We start from the raw sequence: 14,320 nt of genomic DNA on the forward strand, positions 1-14,320 counted from the left end.
CCCGTGAGCCTGATCGCTTCCGACCAGTTTCGTATTGTTGTCGGCCTCGGCAAGAGTGGCATGTCCGTGGTGCGCTTCCTGGCGCGCCAGGGGTTGCCTTTCGCGGTAGCCGATACCCGCAGCAACCCACCGGAGCTGGCCACCCTGCAGCGCGATTACCCGCAGGTGGACGTGCGTTGCGGTGAGCTGGATGTCGATTTTCTGTGCCGCGCCGCGGAGCTCTATGTGAGCCCCGGCATGGCCCTGGCCACCCCGGCGCTGCGCGAAGCCGCCGCGCGCGGCGTGAAGATGTCCGGCGACATCGACCTGTTCACCCGCTACGCCAAGGCCCCGATCGTTGCCATCACCGGTTCCAACGCCAAGAGCACCGTGACCACCCTGGTCGGCGAGATGGCGGCGGCGGCCGGCAGGAAGGTGGCGGTGGGTGGCAATATCGGTACCCCGGCGCTGGACCTGCTCAGCGACGAGGTCGAGCTGTACGTACTGGAGCTGTCCAGCTTCCAGCTGGAAACCACCGAGCGTCTGAATGCCGAGGTGGCCACCTGCCTGAACATCAGCGAAGACCACATGGATCGCTATGACGGCATGATTCAGTACCACCTGGCCAAGCACCGCATTTTCCGCGGTGCCCGCCAGGTGGTGGTCAACCGCGATGATCCGCTGTCGCGTCCGTTGATTGCCGATCAGGTGCCGTGCTGGAGCTTTGGTCTCGACAAGTCGGATTTCAAACGTTTCGGCCTGTTGCAGCAGGACGGCCAGAGCTATCTGGCGCTGCAGTTCCAGCCGCTGCTGGCCACTACCGAACTGAAGATACGTGGCGCGCACAACTACAGCAACGCGCTGGCAGCGCTGGCCCTGGGGCATGCCGTAGGCCTGCCAATGGCAGCGATGCTCCAGGCGCTGCAAGCCTTCCCCGGCCTGGCCCATCGTTGCCAGTGGCTGCGTGAGCGCCGGGGCGTGAGCTACTACGACGACTCCAAGGCCACCAATGTTGGCGCCGCGCTGGCGGCCATCGAAGGGCTGGGCAGCGATATCGCCGGCAAACTGCTGCTGATTGCCGGCGGTGACGGCAAGGGCGCCGATTTCTCGGCGCTCAAGGCCCCCGTTAGCAAATTCTGCCGCGCCGTGGTGTTGCTCGGGCGCGATGCCGAGCGGCTGGCCGATGCCTTGGGCGATGGTGTGCCACTGCTGCGCGTGAGCAACTTGGAAGAGGCGGTTGCGCGCTGCACGGAGTTGGCCCAGCCAGGGGATGCGGTACTGCTGTCGCCAGCCTGCGCCAGCCTGGATATGTTCAAGAACTTCGAGGAGCGCGGCCAGCTGTTTGCCCGCGCCGTGGAGGCCCTGTGCTGAGTCGTTTGGCCGAGCTGCTCAAGCAGCCGTCGCCGCTGAACAGTGGGCGCGGCATTGACCTGGACTTCCCGCTGCTGGCGGGTTGCCTGGCACTGCTTGGCCTGGGCCTGGTGATGATTGCCTCGGCTTCCACCGAGGTGGCTGCCGCGCTGTCCGGTAACCCGCTGTATCACATGATCCGTCACCTGGTGTACCTGGCCATCGGGCTGTGTGCCGGGTTGTTTGTGTTGCTGCTGCCGTTGTCGTTCTGGCAGCGTGCGGGAGCGCCACTGCTGCTGGTGTCTTTTGTGCTGCTGATTCTCGTGCTGCTGCCGGGGATCGGTCGAGAGGTCAACGGTGCCAAGCGCTGGATTGGCTTCGGCCTGTTCAACGTGCAGCCGTCCGAGCTGGCCAAGCTGTTCACCGTGGTTTTCCTGGCGGGTTATCTGGTGCGTCGCCGCGAGGAAGTGCGCAATACCTGGCGTGGCTTCTTCAAGCCGCTGGTGCTGCTGGGCATGCTGGGCTTCCTGCTGCTGGCCGAGCCCGATTTCGGGGCCACCGTGGTGCTGTTTGGCGCGGCGATTGCCATGCTGTTCCTCGGCGGGGTCAGCCTGCTGCGCTTCATCCCACTGGCCAGCGCGGTGCTCGGCGCCGGGGTGCTGGTGATGACCAGCCAAAGCTACCGTATGCAGCGCCTGCTCAACTTCGTCGATCCGTGGGCCGATCAGTTTGGTGCCGGCTACCAGCTCAGCCAGGCGCTGATTGCCTTCGGGCGTGGCGAGTGGTTCGGCGTGGGCCTGGGCAACAGCATCCAGAAGCAGTTCTATCTGCCGGAAGCGCATACCGACTTCGTGTTTTCCGTGCTGGCCGAAGAGCTGGGTATGCTGGGGGCGCTGATCAGTGTGGCGCTGTTCGTCTTCGTCAGTGTTCGCGCGCTGTACATCGGCCTGTGGGCCGAGCAGGCGCGGCAGTTCTTCGCGGCTTACCTGGCCTATGGCCTGGCGGTGCTGTGGATCGGCCAGATCCTAATCAACATCGGCGTGAACGTCGGCCTGCTGCCGACCAAGGGACTGACCTTGCCCTTCCTCAGCTATGGTGGCAGCTCGCTGGTGATCTGCTGTGTCAGCCTGGCCTTGTTGCTGCGTATCGAGTGGGAACGGCGTACGGCCTTGCTGGGCAGTGCCGACTATGAGTTCCGCGAGGAGGACTTCCTCGAACCGGCCCCTGCGCCGTTGTCGGGAGGGCTGCGCCATGGCCGCTAAGGTGCTGATCATGGCTGCCGGCACCGGCGGTCACGTATTCCCGGCGCTGGCCTGTGCCCGCGAGTTCCAGGCACGCGGCTACGAGGTGCACTGGCTGGGCACGCCGCAGGGGATCGAGAACGAACTGGTCGAAGCGGCCGGTCTGCCGCTGCAACGTATTCAGGTCAGCGGCCTTCGCGGCAAGGGCAAGCTGGCGCTGCTCAAGGCGCCCTGGCAGCTGTTGCGTGCCCTGTGGCAGGCCTGGCGTGTACTGCGCACGCTGCGTCCGGTCTGCGTGCTGGGTATGGGCGGCTATGTCACCGGCCCGGGCGGCTTGGCCGCGCGTCTGTCCGGCGTGCCGCTGGTGATTCATGAGCAAAATGCCGTTGCCGGTACGGCCAATCGTGCCCTGGCGCCGTTGGCGGCGCGCATCTGCCAGGCGTTTCCGGGCGCCTTTGCCGCATCGGCCAAGCTGCGTACCACGGGTAATCCGGTACGCCCGGAAGTTTTTCTTACGCCCTCTGTGCCGCAGTCCGCGCATCGCCCGCTGCGTCTGTTGGTGCTGGGCGGCAGCCTGGGTGCCGAACCGCTCAACCGCCTGCTGCCCGATGCGCTGGCCTTGTTGCCGGCGGAGCAGCGCCCGCAGGTCTGCCATCAGGCCGGGCGTCGTCACGCCGAACTGACGGCCGAGCGTTACCGCGCCGCCGGACTGGTTGCCGAAGTGCTGCCGTTCATTACGGACATGGCCGCCAGTTATGCCTGGGCTGACCTGGTGATCTGCCGGGCCGGGGCGCTGACCGTCAGCGAGCTGGCAGCGGCCGGCAAGGCGGCGTTCCTGGTGCCGCTGCCGCATGCCATCGACGACCACCAGACACGCAATGCCGAATTTCTGGTCAGTGAGGGCGCTGCCGTGCTCCTGGCCCAACGTACGACCGACGCGGCCCACTTGGCCGCGCAGCTTGCCGAGGTTTCCATGCACCGCGAACGTTTGACTGCCATGGCTGCCGCCGCCCGGCGCCTGGCCAAAGCCGATGCCACCAAGGTGGTGGTTGATACCTGCTTGGAGGTGGCCCATGGTTGAAAGCCGTAAAGCCATGCCGCAGCCGGAAATGCGCCGCATCCGGCATATTCATTTCGTCGGTATCGGCGGGGTCGGTATGTGTGGGATTGCCGAGGTGCTGCTCAACCTCGGTTATCAGGTATCCGGCTCGGACCTCAAGGCGTCGCCGGTGACCGAACGCCTGCAGCGCTTTGGTGCCACCCTGCATATTGGGCATGCCGCCAGTAATGCCAGTGGTGCCGATGTGCTGGTGGTGTCCAGTGCTGTCAATCCGAGCAACCCGGAAGTGGCGTATGCCCTGGAGCGCCGCATTCCGGTAGTGCCGCGCGCGGAGATGCTGGCCGAGTTGATGCGCTACCGGCATGGCATTGCCGTGGCCGGTACGCATGGCAAGACCACCACTACCAGCCTGATCGCCTCGGTGTTTGCCGCCGCCAAGCTCGATCCAACCTTCGTCATCGGTGGCCGACTGAATGCCGCCGGCACCAATGCCCAGTTGGGGACCAGTCGCTACCTGGTGGCCGAGGCCGATGAAAGCGATGCCAGCTTCCTGCACCTGCAGCCGCTGGTCGCGGTGGTGACCAATATCGACGCCGACCATATGAGTACCTACGGCGGCGATTTCAACAAGCTGAAGAAGACCTTTGTCGAGTTCCTCCACAACCTGCCGTTCTACGGGCTGGCGGTGCTGTGCGTAGATGATCCGGTGGTGCGCGAGATTCTCCCGCAGGTAGCGCGGCCGATCGTTACCTACGGTTTTGCCGAGGATGCCGACGTACGGGCCATCAATGTCCGCCAGCAAGGCATGCAGACCCATTTCACCGTGTTGCGCCGCGAGCGTGAGCCGCTGCAGGTCAGCGTCAACATGCCGGGCAATCACAATGTGCTGAATGCCCTGGCCACCATTGCCATTGCCACCGACGAGGGGCTCGACGATGCCGCGATCGTCCAGGGGCTGGCCGGTTTCCAGGGGGTTGGGCGGCGCTTCCAGGTGTACCCGGAGCTGTCGCTGGGCGAGGGGCGGGTAATGCTGGTCGATGACTATGGTCATCACCCTCGTGAAGTAGCGGCGGTGATCAAGGCGGTACGCGGCGGTTGGCCGGAGCGGCGCCTGGTGATGGTCTACCAGCCGCACCGCTACAGCCGTACCCGTGACCTCTACGAGGACTTCGTGCAGGTGCTGGGTGATGCCAATGTCCTGCTGCTGATGGAGGTCTATCCGGCCGGCGAGGAGCCGATTCCCGGCGCCGACAGCCGCCAGCTGTGCCACAGCATCCGTCAGCGCGGTCAGCTCGACCCGATCTATGTCGAGCGGGGTACTGACCTGGCCCCGATTCTCAAGCCGTTGCTGCGCGACGGCGACATCCTGCTGTGCCAGGGCGCCGGGGATATCGGTGCCCTGGCTGGCCAATTGTGCAAGCACCCCCTGTTCGCTGGTGAGTCGAAATGAGCCTGAAGTGCACCCTTGATCCGCAGGCCTTCGGCCGCGTTGCCGTGCTGTTTGGCGGCAAGAGCGCCGAGCGCGAGGTTTCCCTTAAATCCGGTAACGCCGTACTGCAGGCTTTGCTGCAGGCCGGGGTGGATGCGGTGGGGATCGATGTCGGTGACGATATCCTGCAGCGCCTGGCTGACGCGCACGTCGACCGTGCGTTCATTGTGCTGCATGGGCGGGGCGGCGAAGATGGTGCCATGCAGGGGCTGCTCGAATGTGCCGGCATCCCCTACACGGGTAGCGGCATCCTGGCCTCGGCGCTGGCCATGGACAAACTGCGTACCAAGCAGGTCTGGCATAGTCTCGGCCTGCCGACGCCGCGGCATGCCGCGTTGGCTTCGCCGGCCGATTGCCAGGCCGCCGCGGCAGAGCTGGGCTTTCCGCTGATTGTCAAGCCAGCCCATGAAGGTTCGAGCATCGGCATGGCCAAGGTCGACAACCTCACGGCGCTTATCGAAGCCTGGCAGGAAGCCGCGCGCTATGACGCGCAGGTGCTGGTCGAACAGTGGATCGATGGCCCGGAGTTCACCGTGGCCGTACTGCGCGGCGAAGTGCTGCCACCGATTCGCCTGGGCACAACCCACAAGTTCTATGACTACGAGGCCAAGTACCTGGCCGACGACACCCAGTACCTGATTCCCTGCGGCCTACCGGCCGCCCAGGAACAGGCCTTGCGCGAGCTGACGGCGCGCGCCTGCGAGGCGGTCGGCGTGCAGGGTTGGGCGCGTGCCGATGTGATGCAGGATGCTGCTGGGCGTTTCTGGCTGCTCGAGGTCAACACCGTGCCGGGCATGACCGATCACAGCCTGGTGCCGATGGCCGCGCGGGCTGCCGGCCTGGATTTCACCCAGCTGGTGCTGGCGATTCTTGCCGACAGCGTCGAGGCGAGGGGCTAAGCCATGGTCATGAGCCTGCGTCATCCCACGTCAGCGCCGCTGCGCGCACCGCAGCGCGGTGGCAAGCCGGCGCCACGCGGGGCCAGTCGCATGGTGGCCAAGCAACCCGTGCGCTTGAGCCTGCCGCGCCCGGACTTCAGTCCGCTCAAGCGCCTGCTCTGGCCGCTGGCGCTGGTAGTGCTGGGGCTGGGGGTCTATGAGGGGACTCAGCGCCTGTTGCCGTATGCCGACCGGCCGATCAGCCGGATCAGTGTGCAGGGCGACCTGCGCTACATCAGCCAGCAGGCTGTGCAGGAGCGTATTGCACCGTTCGCGGCGGCGAGCTTCCTGGAAGTCGACCTGGCGGCGATGCGTGGCGAACTGGAGCAGATGAGCTGGATCGCCAGTGCCGAAGTGCGCCGTGTGTGGCCCGATCAACTGGTAATTCGCCTGGAAGAACAGCTGCCGATTGCCCGTTGGGGAGAGCAGGCCTTGCTCAACAACCAGGGCCAGGCCTTTGCGCCCCGCGAGCTGGAGCATTATCAGCATCTGCCCCAGCTGGTCGGCCCGCAGCGTGCCAAGGAACAGGTGATGCAGCAGTATCAGGTGTTCAGCCAGCTCTTGCGTCCGTTGGGCTTCTCCATCGCCCGCCTGGAACTGCGTGAGCGTGGCAGCTGGTACCTGACGACTACGGCCAACGCCGAGGGGCACAGCCTGGAGTTGCTGCTCGGGCGTGACAATCTGGTAGAGAAACTGCGCCGTTTCATCGCCATCCATGAGGCCGAACTCAAGCCTCAGCTGGCCAATATCCAACGCGTTGACCTGCGCTACCCCAACGGCCTGGCCGTGGCCTGGCGTCAGGTAGAGCCGGCTGTCGCGCCTGCGACAGCGGTGAATTGAGGAGAAGGGAACAAGCATGGCAAACGTGCAGAGCGGCAAGATGATCGTCGGTCTCGATATCGGCACTTCCAAGGTGGTGGCGCTGGTCGGCGAGGTAACCGCCGACGGCCAGGTGGAAGTGGTTGGCATCGGCACCAGCCCGTCGCGCGGCCTGAAGAAAGGCGTGGTGGTGAATATCGAGTCCACCGTGCAGTCGATCCAGCGTGCGGTGGAAGAGGCCCAGCTGATGGCCGGCTGCCGTATTCATTCGGCTTTCGTGGGGCTGGCGGGTAACCATATCCGCAGCCAGAACAGCCACGGTATCGTGGCCATTCGTGATCGTGAGGTCAGCCTGGCCGACCTCGAACGGGTGCTCGAAGCGGCCCAGGCCGTAGCCATCCCGTCCGACCAGCGAGTGCTGCACAGCCTGCCGCAGGACTATGTGATTGATAACCAGGAAGGCGTGCGCGAGCCGCTGGGCATGTCCGGCGTACGCCTGGAGGCCAAGGTGCATGTCGTGACCTGCGCGGTGAACGCGGCACAGAACGTCGAGAAGTGCGTGCGCCGCTGTGGCCTGGAGGTCGACGACATCATTCTCGAGCAATTGGCCTCGGCCTACTCGGTGCTTACCGACGATGAAAAGGACCTGGGCGTGTGCCTGGTCGACATCGGTGGTGGCACCACGGATATCGCGATTTACGCGGATGGAGCCATTCGCCACACGGCCGTCATCCCGATTGCTGGCGACCAGGTCACAAATGATATCGCAATGGCATTACGCACCCCGACTCAGTATGCCGAGGAGATCAAGATTCGGTATGCTTGCGCCCTAGCCAAACTGGCCGGTGCGGGGGAAACCATCAAGGTCCCCAGCGTGGGAGACCGGCCACCGCGCGAACTGTCCCGCCAGGCCCTGGCAGAAGTGGTTGAACCGCGTTACGACGAGCTGTTCACCCTCATCCAGGCCGAGTTGCGGCGCAGTGGCTACGAGGATCTGATTCCAGGAGGGATCGTCCTCACCGGCGGTACCTCGAAGATGGAAGGTGCTGTCGAACTGGCCGAAGAGATCTTTCACATGCCGGTACGCCTGGGCGTGCCGCACAGTGTCAAGGGAATGACCGATGTCGTGCGCAATCCAATCTACGCAACCGGGGTTGGCCTGTTGCTGTACGGCCTGCAGAAGCAGTCCGAAGGCAGTGGGTACAGCGCGGGTGGGCGTGGTGAGGAGACGGCAACGCCGGTACTGGAAAGATTGAAACGCTGGTTCCAGGGCAATTTCTAAGCGCGGTAGCAGTAGGCGATACAACTAGAAAGTAAAAAGGAGAAGGGAAATGTTCGAGCTCGTAGACAACGTTCCGCAGAGCGCCGTCATCAAGGTTATCGGTGTCGGCGGTGGTGGTGGCAATGCCGTCAACCACATGATCAAGAACAACATCGAAGGCGTTGAGTTCATCTGCGCCAATACCGATGCCCAGGCGCTGAAGAACATCGGCGCACGCACCATCCTGCAGCTGGGTACTGCAGTGACCAAGGGGCTGGGTGCCGGTACCAATCCGGACATCGGTCGCAAGGCGGCGATCGAGGATCGCGAGCGTATCGCCGAGGTGCTGGAAGGCGCCGATATGGTCTTCATCACCACCGGCATGGGTGGCGGTACCGGCACCGGTGCTGCACCGGTGATTGCCGAAGTGGCCAAGGAAATGGGCATCCTCACCGTGGCGGTGGTGACCCGTCCGTTCCCCTTTGAGGGCAAGAAGCGCATGCAGGTGGCCGACGAGGGGATTCGTTCGCTGGCCGAGTGCGTCGACTCGCTGATCACTATTCCCAACGAAAAACTGCTGACCATCCTGGGCAAGGATGCCAGCCTGCTGTCGGCGTTCTCCAAAGCCGATGACGTGCTGGCCGGTGCCGTGCGCGGTATCTCCGACATCATGCAGCGTCCGGGCCTGATGAACGTCGACTTTGCCGACGTGAAGACCGTGATGGGTGAAATGGGCATGGCCATGATGGGTACTGGCTCGGCCAGCGGCCCGAATCGTGCGCGTGAGGCGACCGAGGCGGCAATTCGCAACCCGCTGCTGGAAGACGTCAACCTGCAGGGCGCACGTGGCATTCTGGTGAACATCACCGCTGGTCTCGACCTGTCGCTGGGCGAATACGCCGCAGTAGGTGAAATCATCGAAGCCTTTGCTTCCGAGCACGCGACCGTCAAGGTCGGCGCGGTGATCGATGCCGATATGCGCGACGAGCTGCACGTGACCGTGGTGGCTACCGGCCTCAGCTCGCGTTCCGAGAAGCCGGTCAAGGTGGTTGACAACACCCTGCAGGTGGCGAGCGCTGCTACCCTGCAAGCGCCGGCCGCCAGCGCGCCGCGCGCCGAGTCGGCATCTGTCAACTATAAGGACTACGAGCGTCCTACCGTGCAGCGTCAGAGCCACGGTAGTGCCGCCACGGCCGCACGCCTGAATACCCAGGAAGATCTGGACTACCTGGATATCCCGGCTTTCCTGCGCCGCCAGGCTGATTGATTGACTATATCGAGGGCATTGTTGTGATTGGTGTTCAGCAAAGGCCGGCTCTGTTATCATCGCCGGCTATTGTTGAAAACAGTTCGCAACTAGACGCAGTCTAAAACATGATCAAACAACGCACCCTGAAGAACATCATCCGTGCCACCGGCGTTGGCCTGCATTCCGGGGAGAAGGTGTACCTGACCCTCAAGCCGGCGCCTGTCGATAGCGGTATCGTGTTCCGTCGCGTCGATCTCGACCCCGTGGTGGAAATCCCCGCGCGCGCCGAGAACGTGGGGGAAACCACCATGTCGACCACCCTGGTCAATGGTGATGTCAAGGTGGACACCGTGGAGCACCTGCTTTCGGCCATGGCTGGCCTGGGCATCGACAACGCCTACGTCGAACTCTCCGCGCCCGAAGTGCCGATCATGGATGGCAGCGCCGGTCCCTTTGTGTTCCTCATTCAATCGGCTGGCCTGGAAGAACAGGACGCCCCGAAGAAGTTCATCCGTGTGCTGCGCGAAGTGACCGTGGAGGAGGGCGAGAAGCGCGCTACCTTCGTACCCTTCGACGGTTTCAAGGTGAGCTTCGAGATTGATTTCGATCATCCGGTGTTCCGTGGACGTACCCAGACGGCCAGTGTCGACTTTTCCAGCACCTCCTTCGTCAAGGAAGTCAGTCGCGCCCGCACCTTCGGTTTCATGCGTGATATCGAATACCTGCGTTCGCAGAACCTGGCGTTGGGTGGCAGCGTGGACAACGCCATCGTTGTCGATGAGTTCAATGTGCTCAATGAAGATGGTCTTCGTTACGAAGACGAGTTCGTCAAGCACAAGATCCTCGACGCCATTGGTGACCTCTATCTGCTGGGTAACAGCCTGATCGGCGAGTTCAAGGGCTACAAGTCCGGGCACGCGCTGAACAACCGCCTGTTGCGTACGCTGATCGAGGAAACCGATGCCTGGGAAGTCGTGATTTTCGAGGATGCCAGCAGCGCGCCCATCTCCTACATGCGTCCTGCTGCGGCAAGCTAAGCAATACCCTATCTCTTCTCTTTATTCAGGCCACCTTCGGGTGGCCTTTTTTATGTCTGCTTGTGACAGGCTGGCGCACCCTCTTGTGCGAGGCCGTGGCGCGATCGACACTCCCTGTGAAGACCTGTTGAGGGCGGAACATGAAGCGTTGGGCGGGAGTATTGGCCTTGTGGGTGGCGGGTGCCGCCTGGGGGCAGGACGTTGAGGTGCGCATGCAGGATATGCAGTTCCAGCCGGCGCAGGTGCATATCCGCGTGGGCGACAACGTGCGCTGGCTGAATACGGAGAAGCGCGGTTACCACACGGTATGGTTTCAGGACGAAGGATTGGACGAGTCCGAGCCTCTGTTTCCCGGCGAGGCCTGGCAGCGCTCCTTTGACCTGCCGGGCCGTTACGAATACCTGTGTGGGCCGCACCCGGACATGCGTGGGGTGGTGATTGTCGAGTAGTCAGTCGTCGGGCTGGACGTGTTCAGCCAGGCGTTGCAGTGCTGCCTTGAGGCGTGGGTCGCGGATGTCCTCGGCGCTTTCCAGCAGGTTGGCACGGGCGCTGGCCGAGCGCTGTGGCGGCGCGATGCTGCAGCCCAGGCCGGTACGCGTCGGTTGTACCTTGAAAAGGATGCGTTGTAGGCCGCGGAACTCGGCCAGACCTTGCAGCTGGCGGAGCAGGCGGCGCTCCTGGTAACGCAGGCGGGTGGCCCACTGGCTGTCGGTGATGATCAGCAGCAGGATGCCCTCGCGCCAGGAGGCCAGCCGGCAGAACGGCCGGGCGGCCGGCTGCAGCTGGCCATCCAGCAGTTGCTGCAGGCGGTTGAGCTGCTCGGCGCTGTGCAACAGGTCGCGCAAGGGCTTGAGCTCGCGCAGCAGCAGAGCGGGTGCTTTGGCATCGAGGGGGCGAAACGACATGGCTGGACTCCGCACAGGTCGCGGCATGGTAGCAGATGTGCGTCCTGGTGCACGGCGACAGTCCGGGAAGCCCCTTTCCTCACCGACATTTCCGAGTAGAATGCCCCTTCGCTTGCGGCCATGAAGGCTGCCTGGGTGTCGCCTGCGATGCTCTTCATTCCAACGCGTGGAAGTCCTGCCGATATGTTTGCCCCCCTTTTCAAGAAACTCTTTGGAAGCAAGAACGAGCGTGAAGTCAAGCGCATGGCCAAGGTGGTGCAGGCCGTCAATGCCTTTGAAGAGCAGATGCTGGCGCTCTCCGACGAGCAGTTGCGGGGCAAGAGTGAAGCCTTCAAGGCACGCCTGGCGCAGGGCGAAAGTCTTGATCAACTGTTGCCTGAGGCCTTTGCCGTCTGCCGCGAGGCGAGCAAGCGGGTCATGGGCATGCGCCACTTCGATGTCCAGCTGATCGGCGGCATGACCCTGCATGAAGGCAAGATTGCCGAGATGCGCACCGGCGAAGGCAAGACGCTGATGGCCACCCTGGCGGTGTACCTGAATGCGCTGTCCGGCAAAGGCGTGCACGTGGTAACCGTCAACGATTATCTGGCCCGCCGCGATGCCAACTGGATGCGCCCGCTGTATGAGTTCCTTGGCCTGTCGGTGGGCGTGGTCACGCCCTTCCAGGCGCCGGAAGAAAAGCGCGCCGCCTATGCCGCCGACATTACCTACGGCACCAACAACGAGTTTGGCTTCGATTACCTGCGTGACAACATGGCGTTCAGCCTGGATGAGAAATTCCAGCGTGAGCTGAACTTTGCCGTGGTCGACGAGGTGGACTCCATCCTCATCGACGAAGCCCGTACCCCGCTGATCATCTCCGGCCAGGCCGAGGACAGCTCGCGCCTGTACAGCGAAATCAACAAGCTGATTCCCAAGCTGACTCGCCAGGTTGAGGCCGAGGAAGGCCAGGAGGCCCTGCCCGGCCATTACAGCATCGACGAGAAGACCCGCCAGGTCGAACTCAACGAGGCAGGCCATCAGTTCGTCGAGGAACTGCTGGTCAAGGCCGGCTTGCTGGCCGAAGGGGAGAGCCTCTATTCGGCGCACAACCTCAGCCTGCTGACTCATGTGTATTCCGCTTTGCGTGCACACACGTTGTTCCATCGCAACGTCGAGTACATCGTGCAGAACAACCAGATCATCCTCATCGACGAGCATACCGGCCGCACCATGCCGGGACGGCGTCTCTCCGAGGGCCTGCACCAGGCCATCGAAGCCAAGGAGGGGGTGCATATCCAGGCCGAGAGCCAGACCCTGGCTTCGACTACCTTCCAGAACTATTTCCGCCTGTACGGCAAGCTGTCCGGCATGACCGGCACCGCCGATACCGAAGCCTTCGAGTTCCGGCAGATCTACGGTCTCGACGTGGTGGTTATTCCTACCCATCGTCCGGTGGCGCGCAAGGACTACAACGATCTGGTGTATCTGACCCAGGCCGAGAAGTACGAAGCGGTGATTGCCGATATTCGCCAGTGCCAGCAGGCTGGCCGTCCGGTGCTGGTGGGTACGGCTTCCATCGAAAGTTCCGAATACGTTGCGCAGTTGCTGGTCAAGGCCGGCATCGAGCACAAGGTGCTCAACGCCAAATACCATGAGAAAGAAGCCGAGATCATTGCCCAGGCCGGTCGTCCGGGTGCGGTGACCATTGCCACCAACATGGCCGGTCGTGGTACCGACATCCTGCTGGGTGGTAACTGGGAAGTGGAAGTCGCGGCCCTGGAAAACCCCACTGACGAACAGGTGGCGCAGATCAAGGCCGACTGGCAGAAACGTCACCAGCAGGTCATCGAAGCGGGTGGTCTGCATGTGATTGCCTGTGAGCGTCACGAATCGCGGCGTATCGATAACCAGCTGCGCGGTCGTTCCGGTCGCCAGGGTGATCCGGGCTCCAGTCGTTTCTATCTGTCGCTGGAAGACAGCCTGATGCGTATCTTTGCCTCCGACCGGGTGAAGAACTTCATGAAGGCGCTGGGCATGCAGCAGGGCGAGGCCATCGAGCATCGCATGGTCAGCAATGCCATCGAGAAAGCGCAGCGCAAGGTCGAAGGACGCAACTTCGATATCCGCAAGCAATTGCTGGAATATGACGATGTGGCCAACGAGCAGCGCAAGGTCATCTATCACATGCGCAACAGCCTGCTGCAGGCGGATAACGTCGCCGAAACCATCGACGAGTTCCGCCGCGAAGTGCTGAGTGCCGCCATCGACGCCCATATCCCGCCGCAGTCGCTGCCCGAACAGTGGGACATTGCCGGGCTGGAAGCGGCCCTGTACAGCGACTTCGGCCTGCGTCTGCCGGTCCAGCAGTGGCTGGACGACGACGAGAAACTCTACGAAGAGCCGCTACGCGCGAAAATCCACGATGCACTGGTTGCCGCCTACCACGAAAAGGAAGAACTGGCCGGTGCTGAAGCGCTGCGTACGTTCGAACGGCAGATGCTGCTGCGTGTACTGGACGACCTGTGGAAGGAACACCTGTCGACCATGGATCACCTGCGCCACGGTATCCACCTGCGTGGTTATGCGCAGAAGAACCCCAAGCAGGAGTACAAGCGCGAGTCGTTCAGCCTGTTCCAGGAGCTGCTCGAGTCGATCAAGCGCGATACCATCCGCGTGCTCTCGCATGTACAGGTGCGCCGTGAGGACCCGGTCGAGGAAGAGGCGCGTTTGCGCCGTGAGGCCGAGGAGCTGGCCCGCCGTATGCAGTTCCAGCATGCAGCGGCCCCCGATGTGATCGGCGATGAGCCGGCCGAGCCCGCTGCGGAAGGCGTCCAGCAACCGCAGCGCAATGAGTCGAAAATCGGCCGTAACGAGCCGTGCCCATGCGGCTCCGGGAAGAAGTACAAGCATTGCCACGGCAAGATTGACTAACAGGTCAGTGCTTGCCTGGCCTGTAAGGCCCCGCCTGCTTTACCGCTCTGGTGTGCGGCGAGGCTGATTCATCGTTAAC

Annotated in this window: 12 protein-coding genes; 11 read left to right on the forward strand and 1 reads right to left on the reverse strand. The window is 63.2% G+C overall.

The window, feature by feature from the left end; all coding sequences use genetic code 11:
• Nucleotides 1-3: 3 nt before the first annotated feature.
• The 10 genes from murD (at nt 4) to CW360_RS15235 (ending at nt 10,872) form a co-directional block, all read left to right on the forward strand.
• Nucleotides 4-1,350 (forward strand): UDP-N-acetylmuramoyl-L-alanine--D-glutamate ligase, encoded by a 1,347-nt coding sequence (gene murD, locus CW360_RS15190; RefSeq protein WP_101194287.1) that lies wholly within the window; start codon nt 4-6, stop codon nt 1,348-1,350.
• Complete coding sequence (gene ftsW, locus CW360_RS15195; RefSeq protein WP_371870502.1) at nt 1,347-2,591, forward strand: putative lipid II flippase FtsW; 1,245 nt, start codon at nt 1,347-1,349, stop codon at nt 2,589-2,591. The genes murD and ftsW overlap by 4 nt, the downstream gene beginning before the upstream one ends.
• Nucleotides 2,581-3,651 carry an undecaprenyldiphospho-muramoylpentapeptide beta-N-acetylglucosaminyltransferase gene (gene murG / locus CW360_RS15200; protein ID WP_101194288.1) on the forward strand — a complete coding sequence of 357 codons (1,071 nt, stop codon included), beginning with the start codon at nt 2,581-2,583 and terminating at the stop codon, nt 3,649-3,651. The genes ftsW and murG overlap by 11 nt, the downstream gene beginning before the upstream one ends.
• Nucleotides 3,644-5,080 carry a UDP-N-acetylmuramate--L-alanine ligase gene (murC, locus tag CW360_RS15205; protein WP_101194289.1) on the forward strand — a complete coding sequence of 479 codons (1,437 nt, stop codon included), beginning with the start codon at nt 3,644-3,646 and terminating at the stop codon, nt 5,078-5,080. Before murG ends, murC begins: the two co-directional genes overlap by 8 nt.
• Nucleotides 5,077-6,018 carry a D-alanine--D-alanine ligase gene (locus tag CW360_RS15210; RefSeq protein WP_093985920.1) on the forward strand — a complete coding sequence of 314 codons (942 nt, stop codon included), beginning with the start codon at nt 5,077-5,079 and terminating at the stop codon, nt 6,016-6,018. Before murC ends, CW360_RS15210 begins: the two co-directional genes overlap by 4 nt.
• A 3-nt stretch (nt 6,019-6,021) precedes the next feature.
• Nucleotides 6,022-6,897 carry a cell division protein FtsQ/DivIB gene (locus tag CW360_RS15215; RefSeq protein WP_101194290.1) on the forward strand — a complete coding sequence of 292 codons (876 nt, stop codon included), beginning with the start codon at nt 6,022-6,024 and terminating at the stop codon, nt 6,895-6,897.
• A gap of 16 nt (nt 6,898-6,913) precedes the next feature.
• Complete coding sequence (ftsA, locus tag CW360_RS15220) at nt 6,914-8,158, forward strand: cell division protein FtsA (protein ID WP_093985922.1); 1,245 nt, start codon at nt 6,914-6,916, stop codon at nt 8,156-8,158.
• 49 nt (nt 8,159-8,207) lie between these two features.
• Nucleotides 8,208-9,404, forward strand: coding sequence for a cell division protein FtsZ (gene ftsZ, locus CW360_RS15225; RefSeq protein ID WP_093985923.1), 1,197 nt, complete (start codon nt 8,208-8,210; stop codon nt 9,402-9,404).
• A gap of 107 nt (nt 9,405-9,511) precedes the next feature.
• A complete protein-coding gene (gene lpxC, locus CW360_RS15230) occupies nt 9,512-10,423 on the forward strand; it encodes a UDP-3-O-acyl-N-acetylglucosamine deacetylase (protein ID WP_093985924.1) in 912 nt (303 codons plus the stop codon).
• A 140-nt stretch (nt 10,424-10,563) separates the two neighbouring features.
• Nucleotides 10,564-10,872, forward strand: a complete 309-nt coding sequence (locus CW360_RS15235; RefSeq protein WP_093985925.1) for a cupredoxin domain-containing protein — start codon at nt 10,564-10,566, stop codon at nt 10,870-10,872.
• Here CW360_RS15235 and CW360_RS15240 read toward each other — a convergent pair whose 3' ends face one another.
• Nucleotides 10,873-11,328: a DciA family protein gene (locus tag CW360_RS15240; protein ID WP_101194291.1), complete on the reverse strand. Its 456-nt coding sequence runs from the start codon at nt 11,326-11,328 to the stop codon at nt 10,873-10,875. It lies immediately after the preceding gene.
• A gap of 183 nt (nt 11,329-11,511) precedes the next feature.
• Here CW360_RS15240 and secA point away from each other — a divergent pair, with 183 nt between their 5' ends.
• On the forward strand, nt 11,512-14,241 hold the full coding sequence (secA, locus tag CW360_RS15245; protein ID WP_101194292.1) for a preprotein translocase subunit SecA: 2,730 nt from the start codon (nt 11,512-11,514) through the stop codon (nt 14,239-14,241).
• The last annotated feature ends 79 nt before the right edge of the window (nt 14,242-14,320 follow it).

Origin of the sequence: Pseudomonas fluvialis (genome assembly GCF_002835605.1) — a bacterium.
Taxonomy (GTDB): Bacteria; Pseudomonadota; Gammaproteobacteria; order Pseudomonadales; family Pseudomonadaceae; genus Aquipseudomonas; species Aquipseudomonas fluvialis.

What these genes read in the sequence shown, in the direction of transcription:
- murG (WP_101194288.1), top strand. Translation starts at nt 2,581, where the DNA reads ATGGCCGCTAAGGTGCTGATCATGGCTGCCGGCACCGGCGGTCACGTA.
- murC (WP_101194289.1), top strand. Translation starts at nt 3,644, where the DNA reads ATGGTTGAAAGCCGTAAAGCCATGCCGCAGCCGGAAATGCGCCGCATC.
- CW360_RS15210 (WP_093985920.1), top strand. Translation starts at nt 5,077, where the DNA reads ATGAGCCTGAAGTGCACCCTTGATCCGCAGGCCTTCGGCCGCGTTGCC.
- CW360_RS15215 (WP_101194290.1), top strand. Translation starts at nt 6,022, where the DNA reads ATGGTCATGAGCCTGCGTCATCCCACGTCAGCGCCGCTGCGCGCACCG.
- ftsA (WP_093985922.1), top strand. Translation starts at nt 6,914, where the DNA reads ATGGCAAACGTGCAGAGCGGCAAGATGATCGTCGGTCTCGATATCGGC.
- ftsZ (WP_093985923.1), top strand. Translation starts at nt 8,208, where the DNA reads ATGTTCGAGCTCGTAGACAACGTTCCGCAGAGCGCCGTCATCAAGGTT.
- lpxC (WP_093985924.1), top strand. Translation starts at nt 9,512, where the DNA reads ATGATCAAACAACGCACCCTGAAGAACATCATCCGTGCCACCGGCGTT.
- CW360_RS15235 (WP_093985925.1), top strand. Translation starts at nt 10,564, where the DNA reads ATGAAGCGTTGGGCGGGAGTATTGGCCTTGTGGGTGGCGGGTGCCGCC.
- CW360_RS15240 (WP_101194291.1), bottom strand. Translation starts at nt 11,328, where the DNA reads ATGTCGTTTCGCCCCCTCGATGCCAAAGCACCCGCTCTGCTGCTGCGC.
- secA (WP_101194292.1), top strand. Translation starts at nt 11,512, where the DNA reads ATGTTTGCCCCCCTTTTCAAGAAACTCTTTGGAAGCAAGAACGAGCGT.